Annotated in this window: 11 protein-coding genes; 8 read left to right on the top strand and 3 right to left on the bottom strand. The window is 42.3% G+C overall.

What is annotated here, in order from left to right; translation table 11 throughout:
* Window positions 1-3 precede the first annotated feature (3 nt).
* From nqrE to OE749_RS02710, 7 genes are all read left to right on the top strand, one after another.
* Window positions 4-612, top strand: coding sequence for an NADH:ubiquinone reductase (Na(+)-transporting) subunit E (gene nqrE, locus OE749_RS02740; protein ID WP_263710812.1), 609 nt, complete (start codon window positions 4-6; stop codon window positions 610-612).
* A gap of 21 nt (window positions 613-633) precedes the next feature.
* On the top strand, window positions 634-1,866 hold the full coding sequence (gene nqrF / locus OE749_RS02735; RefSeq protein ID WP_263710811.1) for an NADH:ubiquinone reductase (Na(+)-transporting) subunit F: 1,233 nt from the start codon (window positions 634-636) through the stop codon (window positions 1,864-1,866).
* 82 nt (window positions 1,867-1,948) lie between these two features.
* Window positions 1,949-2,971 carry an FAD:protein FMN transferase gene (locus tag OE749_RS02730; protein ID WP_263710810.1) on the top strand — a complete coding sequence of 341 codons (1,023 nt, stop codon included), beginning with the start codon at window positions 1,949-1,951 and terminating at the stop codon, window positions 2,969-2,971.
* Between the two features lie 9 nt (window positions 2,972-2,980).
* Complete coding sequence (nqrM, locus tag OE749_RS02725; protein ID WP_263710809.1) at window positions 2,981-3,214, top strand: (Na+)-NQR maturation NqrM; 234 nt, start codon at window positions 2,981-2,983, stop codon at window positions 3,212-3,214.
* 611 nt (window positions 3,215-3,825) lie between these two features.
* Complete coding sequence (locus OE749_RS02720; protein ID WP_263710808.1) at window positions 3,826-4,335, top strand: hypothetical protein; 510 nt, start codon at window positions 3,826-3,828, stop codon at window positions 4,333-4,335.
* Window positions 4,336-4,524: 189 nt separating this feature from the next.
* Complete coding sequence (locus OE749_RS02715; protein ID WP_263710807.1) at window positions 4,525-4,770, top strand: recombinase family protein; 246 nt, start codon at window positions 4,525-4,527, stop codon at window positions 4,768-4,770.
* 320 nt (window positions 4,771-5,090) lie between these two features.
* Entirely contained in the window at window positions 5,091-7,496 is a 2,406-nt protein-coding gene (locus OE749_RS02710) for a TonB-dependent receptor (protein ID WP_263710806.1), read from the top strand.
* A 122-nt stretch (window positions 7,497-7,618) separates the two neighbouring features.
* On the opposite strand, the gene OE749_RS02705 is transcribed toward OE749_RS02710, so the two are convergent.
* Together OE749_RS02705 and OE749_RS02700 are read right to left on the bottom strand one after the other, a co-directional pair.
* Window positions 7,619-9,421 (bottom strand): tetratricopeptide repeat protein, encoded by a 1,803-nt coding sequence (locus OE749_RS02705; RefSeq protein ID WP_263710805.1) that lies wholly within the window; start codon window positions 9,419-9,421, stop codon window positions 7,619-7,621.
* Window positions 9,418-10,650 (bottom strand): PqqD family protein, encoded by a 1,233-nt coding sequence (locus OE749_RS02700; protein WP_263710804.1) that lies wholly within the window; start codon window positions 10,648-10,650, stop codon window positions 9,418-9,420. Before OE749_RS02700 ends, OE749_RS02705 begins: the two co-directional genes overlap by 4 nt.
* 504 nt (window positions 10,651-11,154) lie before the next feature.
* Between OE749_RS02700 and yghU the strand changes: the two genes are divergently transcribed.
* Entirely contained in the window at window positions 11,155-12,024 is an 870-nt protein-coding gene (gene yghU / locus OE749_RS02695; RefSeq protein ID WP_263710803.1) for a glutathione-dependent disulfide-bond oxidoreductase, read from the top strand.
* A gap of 132 nt (window positions 12,025-12,156) precedes the next feature.
* Here yghU and OE749_RS02690 read toward each other — a convergent pair whose 3' ends face one another.
* On the bottom strand, window positions 12,157-15,714 hold the full coding sequence (locus OE749_RS02690; protein ID WP_263710802.1) for a PAS domain-containing protein: 3,558 nt from the start codon (window positions 15,712-15,714) through the stop codon (window positions 12,157-12,159).
* Window positions 15,715-15,773: the final 59 nt, after the last annotated feature.

The following is a 15,773-nucleotide window of genomic DNA, read 5'->3' as shown; positions in this document are numbered from 1 at the left end:
TTCATGGAACATTATCTTAGCTTATTCGTCCGCTCGGTTTTCATCGAGAACATGGCGCTGTCATTGTTCTTGGGTATGTGTACTTTCCTTGCGGTTTCTAAAAAGGTAAAAACGGCTATTGGCCTTGGTGTAGCGGTAATAGTGGTACTCGGTATCGCTGTGCCTGCGAACCAATTGATTTATACAAACGTACTTGCTCCTGGGGCATTGGCATGGGCCGGTTTTCCAGAGGCTGACTTGAGCTTCCTTAACTTCTTAACCTTTATCGGCGTTATTGCGGCGTTGGTTCAGATTCTTGAGATGAGTTTGGATAAGTTCTTCCCAGCGTTATATAACGCGTTGGGGATTTTCTTACCATTGATTACTGTAAACTGTGCGATTTTTGGTGGCGTTGCATTCGCGGTACAACGTGAATATAACCTAGCAGAGAGCGTAGTATATGGTATCGGCAGTGGTTTCGGTTGGGCGATCGCTATCGCACTTCTGGCTGCTGTACGAGAGAAGCTTAAATATGCAGACATGCCTGATGGTATTCGTGGCCTTGGTTCAGTATTCATGATTGCTGGTCTGATGGCACTCGGATTCCAGTCATTTACTGGCGTAGCCCTGTAAGTCAACTTGACGGAGTAAATTATGAATCAAGTAGAAATTTACCTAGGAGTGGGCCTGTTTATTGTTATCGTTTTAGCGCTTGTATTTATTATCATGTTTGCTAAATCGAAACTGGTTCCTTCAGGTGACGTCACCATTACGATTAATGGTGATCCGGAAAAAGCTATTAAAACTGCGCCGGGCGGCAAGTTGCTGGGCGCATTGGCTGACTCAGGTATTTTTGTATCATCAGCGTGTGGTGGCGGTGGCTCATGTGGTCAGTGTCGCGTTGACGTGCATGCAGGCGGTGGTGAAATTCTACCTACAGAGTTAGATCACATCAGCAAGCGTGAAGCCCGTGAAGGTTGCCGTTTGTCATGTCAGGTAGCAATTAAGCAAGACATGGATATCGAGCTTCCTGAAGAAGTATTCGGTGTGAAAAAGTGGGATTGTGAAGTTATCTCTAACGATAACAAAGCCACGTTCATTAAAGAATTGAAGCTTAAGATCCCTGATGGTGAAAGTGTACCTTTCCGTGCAGGTGGTTACATTCAAATTGAAGCTCCACCTCACCATGTTAAGTATAAAGACTACGATATCCCTGAAGAGTATCGTGCTGATTGGGAGCGCTTTGGATTCTTTGATATTGAATCTAAAGTGGATGACGAAACCATTCGTGCATACTCAATGGCTAACTACCCAGAAGAAAAAGGCATTATTATGTTGAACGTGCGTATTGCTACGCCGCCACCTAATAACTTGAGCCTACCAGCGGGTAAAATGTCGTCGTACATTTGGAGCCTTAAAGAGGGTGACAAAGCGACAATCTCTGGTCCATTCGGTGAGTTCTTTGCTAAAGATACGGATGCTGAAATGGTATTTGTCGGTGGTGGTGCAGGTATGGCACCTATGCGTTCGCACATTTTCGACCAATTGCGTCGACTTAACTCTGAAAGAAAGATCACTTTCTGGTACGGCGCACGTTCACTTCGTGAAATGTTCTATGTAGAAGATTTCGATATGTTGGCAAAAGAAAATGACAACTTTGAGTGGCATGTGGCACTTTCAGATCCTCAACCAGAAGATAACTGGGAAGGCTACACAGGGTTCATCCACCAAGTGTTGCTAGAGAACTACCTGAAGGATCACCCAGCGCCTGAAGATTGTGAGTTCTACATGTGTGGGCCTCCTATGATGAACGCTGCGGTAATCAATATGCTTAAAGATCTTGGTGTAGAAGACGAAAACATCATGCTTGATGACTTCGGTGGCTAAGATTATTTGATAAATAATAAAGGGGCTCTAGCCCCTTTTTTATTGCAGCTTTGTCTTTAACTGTTACAGGAACGCAACAGAGATGAATCAACCAATCCGAATTTTTGCCCTATTCCTCTTAGTGTTTGTTATTTCCGCATGCTCTCAACAACCTATTGTGACTGAGGCGCACATTCAGGGGCAGACTATGGGCACATCCTACAATGTTAAGTTTGTGAATACGTTAGACGCTGACGTGCCTTCGTTAAAAAGCCAGATAGATACTCGACTCGAAGGCATAAACACGTTGATGTCGACCTACGATCCTAATTCAGAGTTATCTCGTCTCAACAACAGTAATGGCAGTCAGCCGTTCAAAGTGTCAGCAGAAACAGAGCACGTATTGCTAGAAGCAGTGCGTTTGCACGAGCTCAGCGAAGGCTATTTGGATGTGACGGTCGGCCCCTTGGTTAATATGTGGGGATTTGGCCCAGACAAGCGTCCAGTAACCATTCCTTCTGATACGGAAATATCAGCGGTAAGGGATTTTGTGGGAATCGAACACATTAGCATCGAAAATGGGCTAGTGACTAAGTCACATAAAAATACGTATATCGATCTCTCCACCATCGCTAAAGGTTATGGCGTAGATGCTATAGCAGAGCTAGTTGAAAAGCAGGGTATTGAGAACTACCTTGTAGAGATTGGCGGTGAAATGCGTGTCAAAGGGAATAAGGCATCTGGAACCGCGTGGAAAATTGCGATTGAAAAGCCCGTATCAAAAGAGCGCGCAATTCAGCGTATTGTATCTATTGGCGACAATGCAATCGCCACGTCTGGCGATTATCGTAATTATTACGAAGAGAATGGGGTGCGATATTCCCACTTGATTGACCCCATTACTGGCGCGCCGATAACACACAATTTAGTCGCTGTGACAGTGATTCATCCTTCGTCAATGACTGCGGACGGGGTTGCCACCGCCCTCAATGTAATGGGGAAAGATAAAGCAATTCATATTGCTGAGAAATATAATCTCGCGGTACTATTGATTACCCGAGAAAATGGCGAGTTTAAAGAGTATACTAGCCCTCGTTTTTCAGACCTAGTGACCGTGATAAAGTAGGATAGAGTTGTGAGTACGTTTATTTTAGCTTTTGCTTTTTTTGTTGTTGTTGTCATTGCAATGGCAGTGGGTTATATCGTTCAGCAAAAAACAATTTCCGGTAGTTGTGGCGGCTTAGGGGCACTAGGTATTGAAAAGGCCTGTGACTGTCCTGAACCATGCGATCGTAAAAAAGCCCGTATGGAAAAAGAAGCAGCGAGAGAAGAAAAACTGAAAGAGTGGAAGAAAAACCAAATCGTTTAACCCTTTCGATCTTTTCTTTTATTAGGCGTGCTTGGAGTGCTATCTGAGCGCGCGATTTACGATTCATATCCTCAGTCTTCCTCTTCATAAATTCGAGTGTGAGATCGCTCGTAGTATGTTCTATGTTCATCATTGATGTTTTTCATTATAAGCGCGAAGTGGCGAGCAGGTTGGTGCGAATATCTTTTAATAAATTGTGAGGCCCTGCCATTATGATGCATTTAGCATTGCTATTTGTAACTTTGTGCGCGCATTAGGAAAGATTGCCCCATTTTGCAGTGCTTGAAGATTTGGGCGGTTATGTACTTACCAACAATTTGAGTGAGTTGAAAGGGTCCGCCATGTGTTGATCGAAAAGTTATAGAAATTGAGTGACCCAAATATCAAATTCCCTACCACTAGAACAGAATATGAGCGGTGATACTAGATGACTATTTTTGGACAGCACGCGTTCGGAAATGTAGTTGGCCGTCAGAATGCAATAAAATGGACATCAACGAGAAAAGAATTGTTTGCCAATTCATTTGCGAAGAAACACTACCCTCGCAGGCTATCAGGAACGAAAGTAAACAGAAAAGATATAAAATTTGTCAGAGGGACGAATTAGTGCAATGAAGAGATTATTTAATTTATTGGGACATATCGGTTTAGTTATTACTCTAAAAAGCGTGGCAGGTGAGTATCACTATGATAACTACAGCTTGGACTCTGAAAAATGGAAGCTACCAATCTCTTTTTACTTTAACTTTGATGAATCCTATATGCTGGACCCGACAAACGAATATAGCTCTATCAAAGTATGTGAAAAGAAAAGCGAATACTTTTGCGTGAAAGCTAGGCAATTTTTGTTTGCCTTGCCTCACAAGGGGGCGAACCCTGGGGATGGCTGGGAAATTGAAAGTAAGTACTTCACGGTTAAAAGTAAAGTAGATTTGCAAGTATTCGGTAGCAATTACGCCACTTACTTAATTGAAATGACCACCGAAGAAGGTCTAAAGCTTCAATATTTTTATTCTAAGGAAAAAGGGTTACTTGCATTTTCATTAAGCTCACTTGAAGATGATAGCACTGAAATGTTTTGGTTAAGAGAAGGTAAAGGCATGGGTATCAATCCCAAATAGCGCTAACCCCAATCTTTAAAATGTTCCCATCATCATTACTAACAATTCCCGCCATATTTCACTTTGTAAAGAAAACCACCGTTATTGAACCATTGCCACCTTTACGGCTAGTTATAATAAAAGCAGCCGATAATCTGTAAAGAGGTCAATGTTCAATATGGCTTGAGTTACCCTAAACTAAGAGATTACGTGCTTATTGATTATGGAAGAATATCAACACTAGAACAAAATCATGATTTACAACTCGACACCCTGACTCAAGCTGAGTGTCAAACCACCTTCATTGAGACCATTTCAGGTGGTAAACGACACAGGCCCGAGCTCGAAGCAATACTCAATTCATTAAGCTCTAACGATACACTCGCTGTTTGGCGACTTGACCGTATGGGACGTTCTCTGAAAAGCTTAGTAGACATCATCAACGATTTGGAATAACGCAACATTGCCTTCAGGGCTTTTTCTTTGTCCACAAATCATAATAAAACCAATGGGCACCCAGAGGCTTCAGCTTTGAAGACTCTGAAGGAAACCGATTAGCTGCGTATTCTTATTGCTGAGTTCTTTGCGCTTATTTTTATTTTATCTATCAAAAGATAGCCCTTCAAACAAGTTAGGAAAATGCTGGATTAGACACAATTATTTCAGAATAGTTGCAATTTTAAGTGTAAAAAGCGAAAAAAAAACGATAGCCTAAGGCTAGCAGCAAATTTGGAACCAGTTGCTGCATATTCTAATAACAATATTGAAGGAAGATTATGCGATCTCACTTACACACTATGTTCCGCACAAGCCTTATTTGTACAGCAGTTTGTGCTTCACTCTCTTTTTCATCTACTCAGGCTTTTGCGCAAGAAGATGCAGCAAAAGAAGATGAAAAGCTTGAAAAAATTACCGTCACAGCAAGACGCAAAGAAGAAACGTTAGTTGAAATTCCAATGGCGATTTCTAGTGTTTCAGCGTTAGAAATAGCAGATAGAAACTATACAAGTGCGCGTGATATTTTCCGCACGCTTGCTGGTGCAGCAATGCCAAGAACTCAACTAATCCTTCGTGGTCTGAGTGGCGGTAATACAACAACACCCGATACTACCGCCACCTTTGTTGATGATGTGCCGTTTTTATTCAACAACCTTTCGGATGTTGAGCGCGTAGAAATTCTTAGGGGCCCACAAGGGACGCTTTACGGCTCAAATGCAATTGGTGGTACTGTTAGAATTATCACTAAGAAACCTGTTTTGGATGAGTTCGAGTTATTTGGCTCTGTGCAGGCAGGAGCTGAAAAAGACGTTGATGGCTATGACTCTAATATCTCATTGGGAGTTAATGTGCCTTTGGTCGAAGGTAAATTAGCGTTAAGAGTGAACGGCAACTTAGAAAATGACAATTTGCCTTTTGTTAATATGAATACTGGGCTGCAATCTGAAATCCAGCGTGGCTTTATTCGTTCCCAGCTTCTTTGGCAAGCGTCAGATGATGTAAGTGTTGTGTTTGGCTTTGCTCGTACAGAATACGAAGATGAAGGGAATGACTTAGGTGATCGCTCCATACCTGGTTATTACTGGGATTACAGTTTAACTGAAAATGCAGATGCGCCGTACGGTTACGATGTTGACTTCTCTCGCGTAGATTGTCCTGCTGGTGCAGAGCGTCCATCATGTCGTATGGGATCTGCGTTGCGCACACGCGGTAACGTTCCTGAAAAGTATCAAATTTGGGAAAGCTTAGACCCGTGGTTTGAAACCAGCAACAATCTCTACACGTTAAACGTGTCAGACGACAATTTCTTTGATTTTGCAACCTTGACTTATGCGGGCTCTTTCAGAAAGTACAAAGAGTACTCATTAGATAATTGGTCGAGATTAGATGGGGATGATATGTTCCTAACTTGGATCATTAATGACCAGTATTATGAAGAGACCACGCATGAATTGCGATTAAGTAACCTTGATATTAATAGCCCTTGGTCTTGGACTGTAGGTATGTTTTATAACAAGGAAGAGTCTAAAGATCAGCCAAACTATCAGACTCAGTTCCACGAACCAGGCGATAAAGCATCAGCTATAGTTGCAGCGTGGTGGGGCGTAGATGCGACCCGAGGCGGACAGCTTACGTTCAATAACCCGCAAATGAATTGGAATTACAACATCGTTAGTGATTATTATAAAGAATTCGCTATGTTTGCAGATGTTGCTTATACCTTTGACCTAGGTGAACACGGCGAGTTAGAGGTAAACGGCGGAATTCGTCGCTTTGATCTAGAAGATGAAACTGTCGATATTGAAACGGGTATTTGGTCTACTTATCAGGAAGGCCCTTGGGCACCACAAGCTGATACCATAGGTGGAGAGGAAGACGGCAATCGTTACAAGTTCAGTGTTTCATACCGCCCTACTGGTGCAATGTCGGTTTATGCGCTTTATTCTGAAGGCTATCGTCCTGGCGGAAATAATGGCCCACTTGCTGGTTCATGTCTTGACGATCCAAAAGCGAAAGATAGAAAAGACCGTTACACTTCGGATTCAATTGAAAACTATGAATTGGGCTTGAAGGCATCACTGTTTGATAACAAGTTTGACTTCGCGGCTTCTGTTTACCAAATTGATTGGACAGATATCAAGACAGACATCTACATGGATACCTGTGGCTTTAGCTATACAGCAAATGCAGGTGAAGCCGTATCTAGAGGGTTTGAATTTGAATCTACAGCCTATCTGACTGATGATCTGAAGATGACTTTTAATACCTCTTATACGAACTCTAAGATCGAAAAAGACAACCCCGCTATTGATGCCAAAAAAGGCGACGATATGACGATGGTTCCAGAGTGGAATGGTTACCTGGCCTTAGATCAAGGGTTTGACCTAATGGGTAAGCCAGTAAACGTTCGAGCTGACCTGACATACTATGGGGAGTATAAAACGCATTTTGATACTCGCCCTGAAGATGTGGTACCGTCATATAGCTTTGTGAACTTATCTGCTCGTTATGAAGTCTCTGATGATGTTCGACTTAGTCTGCATGTTAACAATGTATTTGATAAAGAAGCCGTTAAATACAAGCGTGCACGAAGCCGAAGCGTTGACAATACTACTGCTCAGCAGTATATCGACTATCTTGAAGGACGTAGCGTCACAGTGCGTTTAGATTACACATTCTTCTAAAACTCACGGACGAAGCGTTGTAGTAAGTAACTATGCAAAGGGAGCTTTTTTAAGGCTCCCTTTTTGTTAGTTGCCCACGTTGAGAAGAAAATAATGAATTTAAACAGCAGCATGAAACCGCACTACACTGCTTCCGCTTTCATTTTCGATTCAATTAGCTGAATATTCTCTAGGTAATCTGGATCGTTGTTAACCTTTGCAGCATTAACCATATCTGTGAGTGCATCATGAAAGCGACCTTGCTCAAATAAGAGGGAGGCGCGGTTTACGAGTCCGATCTCGCTGTCTGGTTCAATGTCTAACGCGGCGTTGTAATCGTGTAATGCTGCGTCGATGTCACCCTTTTCCTCCAATAATTCAGCCCGTAGCAGCAAAGTTTCGCTTTGATAAGGGTTCAGTTCCAAACTTTGTGAATAACAGGCGATGGCTTCATCTGTCATGCCTAGATTGGAAAAATTATTACCTTTGTTGAAATAGACTTCGGGATAAGGGGCGCTATATTTGATGGCTTGATTGTAGTAATTTTCGGCTTCTTGCGGTTTTCCAATACGCTGATAAATATTACCCACTTCGTTGTAATATTCTGAATAATAAGGGTCTATTTCAATTGCCTTTCCGTAAAATGATAGGGCATCTTCTAGTCGTCCCATCATCATGTAAACTTGTGCAGAATTGTAAAGCAATACCGAGCGATGAAGTTTGTGTTTATCTTCACCTAGCTTTTCTGTTAAAAACTGATAACCCTCTTGGCAGAGTGATAGTGCTTCCTCTTTTCTTTGCTGCCTAACACGCAAAAATGCTAAGCCATTATCGATAAAAACACGTAAAAATGCGTGGTCATTGTCTTTTATTTCATTTTTTGCTTTGGCGATATGCTGTTTAGCCGCCATGATGTGCTGCTCTGCTAAGGTTAAGTCTTGATCTGATAAGTAACGTAAATAAACCATTGAGAGCAAATAATGCATCTTTGCTTGGAGTTCATTGTCGGTAAGCTGAGGTTTGGCATAGGTATTGATAATTGCCAGCGCCTCTTGCTGCTTTCCTGTTGTTACAAGGCCTTGAAACATATTCCCCACGAGATTCCAGCGTGTGGTTTGATCATCACCCACAATTTCGTTGAAATAGGGCGTGCAAAACGCAACGAGTGCGCCTGATTCATAGTAATAGCCATAATGGTTATAAAAACACACGCCATGGAGCGCTAAGTTAGCGAGCTCTTGTGTATTGTTTTTAGATGAATAGTAGGCAAATAGCGAGAGAAAGCGTGACTCAAATTGTTCGTCGCATAAATTAATTTGAGCGTTAAGTGCATTGGCCTGTTCTTCATCTATCAATTCTGCCGATGCGGTTAATTCTACTGAATCGCACGGTAGCATGACGCGCTTTGCGAGATTTACTGTGGTGTGATTTACTGGTAGTACGATTGCTTCATCAGGCATACTATCGACATAAACATGAATATCAACTTCAGCTGTACGGCGTGCCAATTCAAGTAAAAAATTACAGCTGAGGTGCTGACTTTGATCGAAGCGCCTAGCTACTATGTTTAAATGGTAATCAGCTGGAATGGAGGATTTCCATTCTTTGATCAATGAAACCAAACCATGAATGATGCGATATGCGCGATCAAGTGGAAAATTTCGAGTGCGCTCCTGACCTGCCGCAGAGTCTGTTAAGCAGGCGTACTGAAGTTGTATTTCATCACGGTACTCTGGTAATACCATGTACAACGCATAATTATGCTCTTCGAGTAAGGTTGTCTCTCCAGCATACTTTAAATCAAGATACACTTTTTCAATCAGTGGTGTAGCCGCTGACCAAACGCCGCCTTGAAAAAATGATGCATCAAACACTAGCCATTCGCTTTGCTCTGTCGAAGAAAATGAAGTGTGGCTTTGAGTCAATTGAAAATAGTGTTGTGTCATGATTCTAACTCCTTTTGATGTCTTTTAATTCGCTCTCGCATCCACATTACTAAGCCCGCTACCAATATAAGCGTACTGATAGAGCCGAAAAGTATCAGATCGAGCGTGGTTGACTGACTGACTTCCTTTGCTGCAAAGGCGGTATAGATGTCTTCGAAGTAACGGTAGACCGTGGGAATGACCACGAAAATGAGAAAAAATACGGCGATGACTCTGCCGAAAAGCCAAATCAACGAAAAGTAGGCCAGCACGTTTTTGTTATAAAAAGATGTTTTAGCGGGTTTGCCAACGAGCCCGAAAGTGCAGATGTGAAACTTGTCTTTTAAGTAGATGCGTGCTTCTTCATCTAGGTTCGGATAATCAAAATAGTTAGAGAACGCATAATAGACGTCTGTGCGAAGGAAGATGTTGAATTGCCAGCTCATGGTAAAAAGGATTTGAAGTATAAACGCCTGAATCAATTGCTCTAGATACGGAAAGCTGCCTGCGGTTAGTAAAAAATGAAGCGTGATTGTAGCCAAAGATATCGTCAAAATGTCCATCATCATGCCAGCAAAAAGAGGAAAATAGCGGGCAGACTTGGGAAGAGACATCAGTCCAGAAATATCTGCTTCAAGTACAATACTCCAAAGACGATTTCCTATCCCCAGCTTGGCTGATACACCTTGACTTGCTGCTGCGAGCACATGTCCAGTTTCGTGGAATAGGGTAGCGATTAAGTAAAGTCCCAATAAAGCAAAAAGTGTTACGGTAAAATTTTCGGTAAAATGAAGCGCAGTAAGATTAAATGGTTGTACTGGTGTACTAAAAAATAAATAGCAAGCAAAGGCAATGGGTATGCCGTATAACAAGGCACCAACTGGCGATACTATTTTTCGAGCAAATTTAGGTGAAACCTCAATAGATAATCTCTTTTCATTATCGGCGTTTTGATTTAATTTTTCATGATAAAGATGAGCTTGATCTACAGGGTAAATAAATCCAATTTCTTGTAAAAGTTCAATAAAATCATTTAGGTCGATGTCGTCTTCATACTTTGAATTCAAAATGTCTTGAATGTCTTGTATCGATGTACCTTGTTGAAGTTCTTCGACTATTAAAGCTGCCTCAATTGGGAATGAGTAAAACTCGTCGAGGGCTTTGTCTCCAATGATGCAGTTTTCGCCTTCTCGCTGAATGCTCAGCGGGGGAACAAAAAAGTGTGAGGGTTTATGCTCTCCATTTGACACGTGCTGCTCCTTTTTCGAAACTACTTAGTGAATAAGGAGGGTATTCTTATGCATACCCTCCGGTGATTACCCTGTTTCGATTAACGAGGTACTGGGAATGGCCAGCACTCCCAAATTGGGTATAGAGCAACAGATGTTGTTTTAAGTTTCTGAACTTTCTTTGCAGATAGTTTTTTCATTTTTCATTCCTTAACATAATTGTTGAAACGTTCCCTTGGAAGGGGTGCAGAGGTAAAAATTCTGCACGAATCTAGACTAGATATAAAATATTAAAAGGCAAGTAAAATGGCCTAAATGCAACTTTTTTAGCAAAAATGAAAGTAGAATTAATACTATTTTGGGAGTCTTAATATAGCGAAAAGTACTATGAGATATATGCTTTATATTGATGTGTTATTTATTAGTTGAAAGGAGTTATTAGTTTATATTGAATTTGTTTATATCTAGGTCCATTTTTATTTTTTTAATAGCAAGATTAAGTGTAATAAATGGATGGAGAACCTGATGAGTCAACAAGATTATACACCACCTGAAGTGTGGGTTTGGGATCCCGATAATGGTGGTCAGTTCGCGAATATTAACCGCCCTACAGCAGGTGCAAGACAAGAGGAGGCCTTACCTCGTGGCGTTCATCCTTTTCAGTTATATTCTCTGGCTACACCCAATGGTCAAAAAGTCACTATCATGTTTGAAGAACTATTGGAGAGGGGGATCAGTGAGGCAGAATACGACGCGTATTTAATTAATATCGGCGAAGGCGATCAATTTTCATCGGGTTTTGTGGCGGTGAATCCGAACTCTAAGATACCGGCTTTGTCAGACACCACCACTACACCAGCTACTCGTGTGTTTGAGTCAGGTAATATACTGCTTTATCTCGCAGAGAAATTTAACGCTTTTATTCCATCTGATCATAAAGCAAAAACAGAATGTATGAATTGGTTATTTTGGCAAGCTGGGGCTGCGCCATTTTTAGGCGGTGGTTTTGGGCATTTTTACAATTATGCTCCCTATCCGATGAAATATCCGATTGACCGTTATACGATGGAAGTGAAACGCCAACTTGATGTGCTCAACCAGCACCTTGAAGTCAACAATTTTATGGCTGGAAACGAATACTCTATCGCAGATATTGCGATATGGCCTTGGTATGGTGGATTAGTACTAGGTCGACTTTATGATGCAGCAACCTTTTTGCAAGTATCGGATTATCAGCACGTAATGCGTTGGGCTAAAGCGATTGATGACCACCCAGCAGTGAAGCGTGGAAGAATGGTTAACCGCACTTGGGGAGAGCTATCCGAGCAATTGCATGAAAGGCATCATGGTGATGACTTTGCGCTTAGAACACAAGATAAACTCGAGCAGTCTTGAGTCACTTGTTCTGGGTGAGGCTAATAGGTAACACATCTTTGATGCGCCGTTATTCAGGCGGCCTTGTTAACACACTGCCAGATCGGTCTCATGATGCGATGCATCGGGGGGGGACAGCAGAGTGAGTGGTATTTAAGGAATCCACTTATTGAGCTCTGCTTCAAGTTCATCTGATACAAAGGGTTTGGCAAGGTAGCCGTCCATTCCTGCCGCCATGCACTTTTCCATGTCGCCCTTCATCGCGTTAGCGGTCAGCGCGACAATGGGAATTGAGGAGTAGGCCTTTTCTTTTGTTGCGCGAATCGTCCGGCTTGCTTGATATCCGTCCATGACCGGCATTTGACAATCCATAAGCACCACATCGTAAGACTCCGGATTCTCGTCTAGCTTTTCAATTGATTGCAGCCCATTTTCGGCTACATCGACACTATATCCGAGTCGTTTGAGCATTTCGATCGCGACTTGTTGGTTGATAAAGTTGTCTTCTACTAACAACACTCTACTTTTGCGTTCTTTATTATTTGCTTCCGTTAACGCACCGGAAAGGTTGTGTTGCGTGAGTAGTGGGAGTGCCTTTTCTCTGTCTCTATTTATCAGCAACACACTGAGTGCATGTATGAGATTGTCTTCGTTAACGGGTTTTGATAAGAAGGCTTCATATCCCGCTTGTTTAAAGAGTGACGCATCCCCCTTAATCGCACTAGTGGTTTGTATTAGCATTGGAATATGGTTGAGTGAGTCGTCATGTTTAACCGCTTTGGCAAATTCGACAGCGTTGATGCCTGACATGTTGTCATCTACGATTACACCGTGTATCGCCTCTTTGCTTTTTTGAGACTGCCTTAGCGTTTTGATAGCCAATGATGCAGACTGTGCAAGTGTGTGGGAAATACTATGCTGTTCGAGAATGTCGATCGTTTTATGTGCCTGCGCTTCACTGTCTGCGACTATCAGTATTTTAAATTCGTTGAGTTTTGACGCGGTTGTTGGCGCGGGAGGAATGTCAACAGGCTCGGCTTGCTCAAATTTAATGGTTATCCAGAACTCAGAGCCATTCTCTCCGTCACTTTTAACGCCAATGTTGCCTTTCATTAATTCAGTTAATTGTTTTGAAATCGCCAGTCCTAGTCCTGTACCGCCGAACTTTCGTGTGGTAGAGGCATCCAATTGCATGAATTTGCCAAATAGGTATTGTTGCTTTTCCTGTGGGATGCCAATACCCGTATCAATAATTCTAAACAACAGAGTGTTCTCTGATTTGAGGGTGACAAGCAGTGATACTTTGCCTTTATCGGTGAACTTGATAGCGTTGCTAACAAGATTGGTTAGCACCTGTCTTAGCCGCCCAGGATCTGAGCGAATATATCGAGGGACGGTATCGTCGCGCTGGTAGATAAAGTGCAGTCCTTTGTCTTCTGCTCGCAAAGACATGGTATCGCTAAATTTCTTCAGCATATCGAACAAATCAAAGTCGATTGATTCAAACAACATTTTTCCAGCTTCAATTTTAGAGAAGTCGAGTATGTCGTTTACTAGGTGCGATAGAGCCTGTCCGCTACTTTGAGCCAGTTCGGCAAAACGTGTTTGTTTTTTGTCTAAATCAGACTGTAAAAGCAATTCCAACATACCAATGATGCCATTAATGGGAGTGCGTATTTCATGGCTCATATTGGCAAGGAATTCACTTTTTGCCTGACTGGCTTCTTTGGCTTTTTCTTCAGCGAGTTTTAATTGAGTAATATCTTGAAATGCACCTTTTAGTACGATGGCGTTATGGCGCTGATATTCGGGGTAGCCAACAGCCCTTACCCAAATTTTGTTGTTTCTGGCGGTTTTTAGTGCGAGTTGTAAATCCCACGGTGCGCCCTCGCTAATGGCTTTCTCAATGGCTTGCATTAACAAAGGCCGATGTTCGGGAATATAATATTTAACAAAGTCGGTTATTTTTACGGGTTCATTTTCTGGCAGTTCATGGATTCGGTAAACCTCTTTAGACCAGAATAAGTGGTCATCCCGAACAAAATATTCCCATCCACCTAAGCGTGCCATACGGCCTGTGGTTTCAAGTAATGCTTGATTACGTTTGCGTTCGCCTTCAATGCGCTTCATTTCGGTGATGTCTCTGGCGATATATAAAAAGCCTTCGATAGCATCGTCATCACCTTTTATGCTGGCAACCGACACGGAAGCTGGAAACTGAACATTATTTTTGCCAATGAGTGTCCATTCATTCTCGTCTGTTTTGCCTTGTCGCGCTCGGTAGGTTAATGAGGTAAAGCCGGGTTTAATGGTTTCACCTGTTTCCTCGTGCAATTCGTTCGCATGAAGAAAGACGTCTTCCTCCATATGCAGTGCCATAACGCCGCCTTGCTTTTCCAGTTCAGACTTTGAGTAGCCTAAAAGTTGCTCCGCGGTTCTGTTATAGGTAACGATATGACCTTCAGAGTCAGTAGATAGAATGATCAGGTTGGCGCTATTGAGTATGGCTTGTTGAAGAAGCGTAAAGTTGCGTTGTTCGAGCTGATGCTCTTTTTCTTGGGTGATATCGGTTTCAAGTGCTACAAAACCCTTAATTTCGTCTTTTTCGAAAATGGGTTGTACATTGATTCTTACCCAATAAGGTTTTTTGTCTTTGCGATAATTAATCATCTCACCCGAATAACTTTTTCCTTCTCTGGTTGCTTGAATAAGACGTTCTACCTCTGAACTGGAGGTATCTGGCCCCATCAAAATATCGCCTGGGCGTCGGCCAATGGCTTCGCTGAACGTGTAGCCACTGGCACGGGTAAATGCGGGGTTGACCCATTTTATTTCAAGGGCCTTATTAGTGATAATCACTAAACTGTCAGTCACCTGAACGACGCGCGCGAGGTACTCATTTTCCTCTAAGCTTTTTTGAAGCAGCTCTTGTGCTTCATAGAGCTCAGTCAAATCATAATTTACGCCAACTATACGTTCTGGGTTGTCTATAGCATCACAGATAATATAGCCATGCGCCTTGATATGGCGAATCAAACCATTGGGTGTATGGATGCGGAAATGGGTTTCCAGATTTGTCTTGGTATTTACGGCTGCTTCCATCAGCGCTTGCGTTATTTTCAAGTCTTCTGGCAGAACGTGCCTAGACCAGTCCTCTAATGTGCCGTTGAAAGTGTCGGGACTGACCTGATAGAGATCGAACATGCGCTCGTCCCAAATCAATGTTTGTGAGGGAATATCGTACTCCCATATGCCTATCTTTGCTGACTCAATCGCAATGTGAAAACGTTCGTTGAGTTTGCTTAAACGGTCTTGTGTGACTTTGAGTTTGTCTGATTTGGTAATCGTGCCAATTAGTCTGGATTTGCCTTCGTTTTCTGATAATGCGACTTCCACACGAATGTAAACAGGTTTGCCGTTTTTTTTGATGGCTTTGAATGTTTCACTCGCAAGCAGCGGTCTTTTTATGGGCGAGGCTAAAAACTGCTTTATGTTTTTTCGAATGGCTGCGTGCGTGTGTTTAGGTGCTAATGATTCAATGTTTAAGCCCACTAAGCCGCCGTCTTCGTAACCTAAAATATCGATCGCCGCGTCGTTTGCATAAACGATGAGGCCTTTTTCTGTTATTTCTACAATACCCGCTGCGCAGGCATCCAAAAGGCTGTGCAGATGCTTACGAGGTCGTGTAAAAAGCCGGTGGAAAAAAGACATTATGCGACGCAAATTCACAGCCTTTTCAACTTGATAAAGATTAAATAATGGTACGCACG

The sequence above is a fragment of the Fluctibacter corallii genome, assembly GCF_025751585.1.
Lineage (GTDB): Bacteria > Pseudomonadota > Gammaproteobacteria > Enterobacterales > Alteromonadaceae > Fluctibacter_A > Fluctibacter_A corallii.
The sequence above is the reverse complement of the archived record's forward strand: the minus strand, read 5'-3'. Positions and strand labels throughout refer to the sequence as shown.

What these genes read in the sequence shown, in the direction of transcription:
- nqrE (WP_263710812.1), top strand. Translation starts at nt 4, where the DNA reads ATGGAACATTATCTTAGCTTATTCGTCCGCTCGGTTTTCATCGAGAAC.
- nqrF (WP_263710811.1), top strand. Translation starts at nt 634, where the DNA reads ATGAATCAAGTAGAAATTTACCTAGGAGTGGGCCTGTTTATTGTTATC.
- OE749_RS02730 (WP_263710810.1), top strand. Translation starts at nt 1,949, where the DNA reads ATGAATCAACCAATCCGAATTTTTGCCCTATTCCTCTTAGTGTTTGTT.
- OE749_RS02720 (WP_263710808.1), top strand. Translation starts at nt 3,826, where the DNA reads ATGAAGAGATTATTTAATTTATTGGGACATATCGGTTTAGTTATTACT.
- OE749_RS02710 (WP_263710806.1), top strand. Translation starts at nt 5,091, where the DNA reads ATGCGATCTCACTTACACACTATGTTCCGCACAAGCCTTATTTGTACA.
- OE749_RS02705 (WP_263710805.1), bottom strand. Translation starts at nt 9,421, where the DNA reads ATGACACAACACTATTTTCAATTGACTCAAAGCCACACTTCATTTTCT.
- yghU (WP_263710803.1), top strand. Translation starts at nt 11,155, where the DNA reads ATGAGTCAACAAGATTATACACCACCTGAAGTGTGGGTTTGGGATCCC.
- OE749_RS02690 (WP_263710802.1), bottom strand. Translation starts at nt 15,714, where the DNA reads ATGTCTTTTTTCCACCGGCTTTTTACACGACCTCGTAAGCATCTGCAC.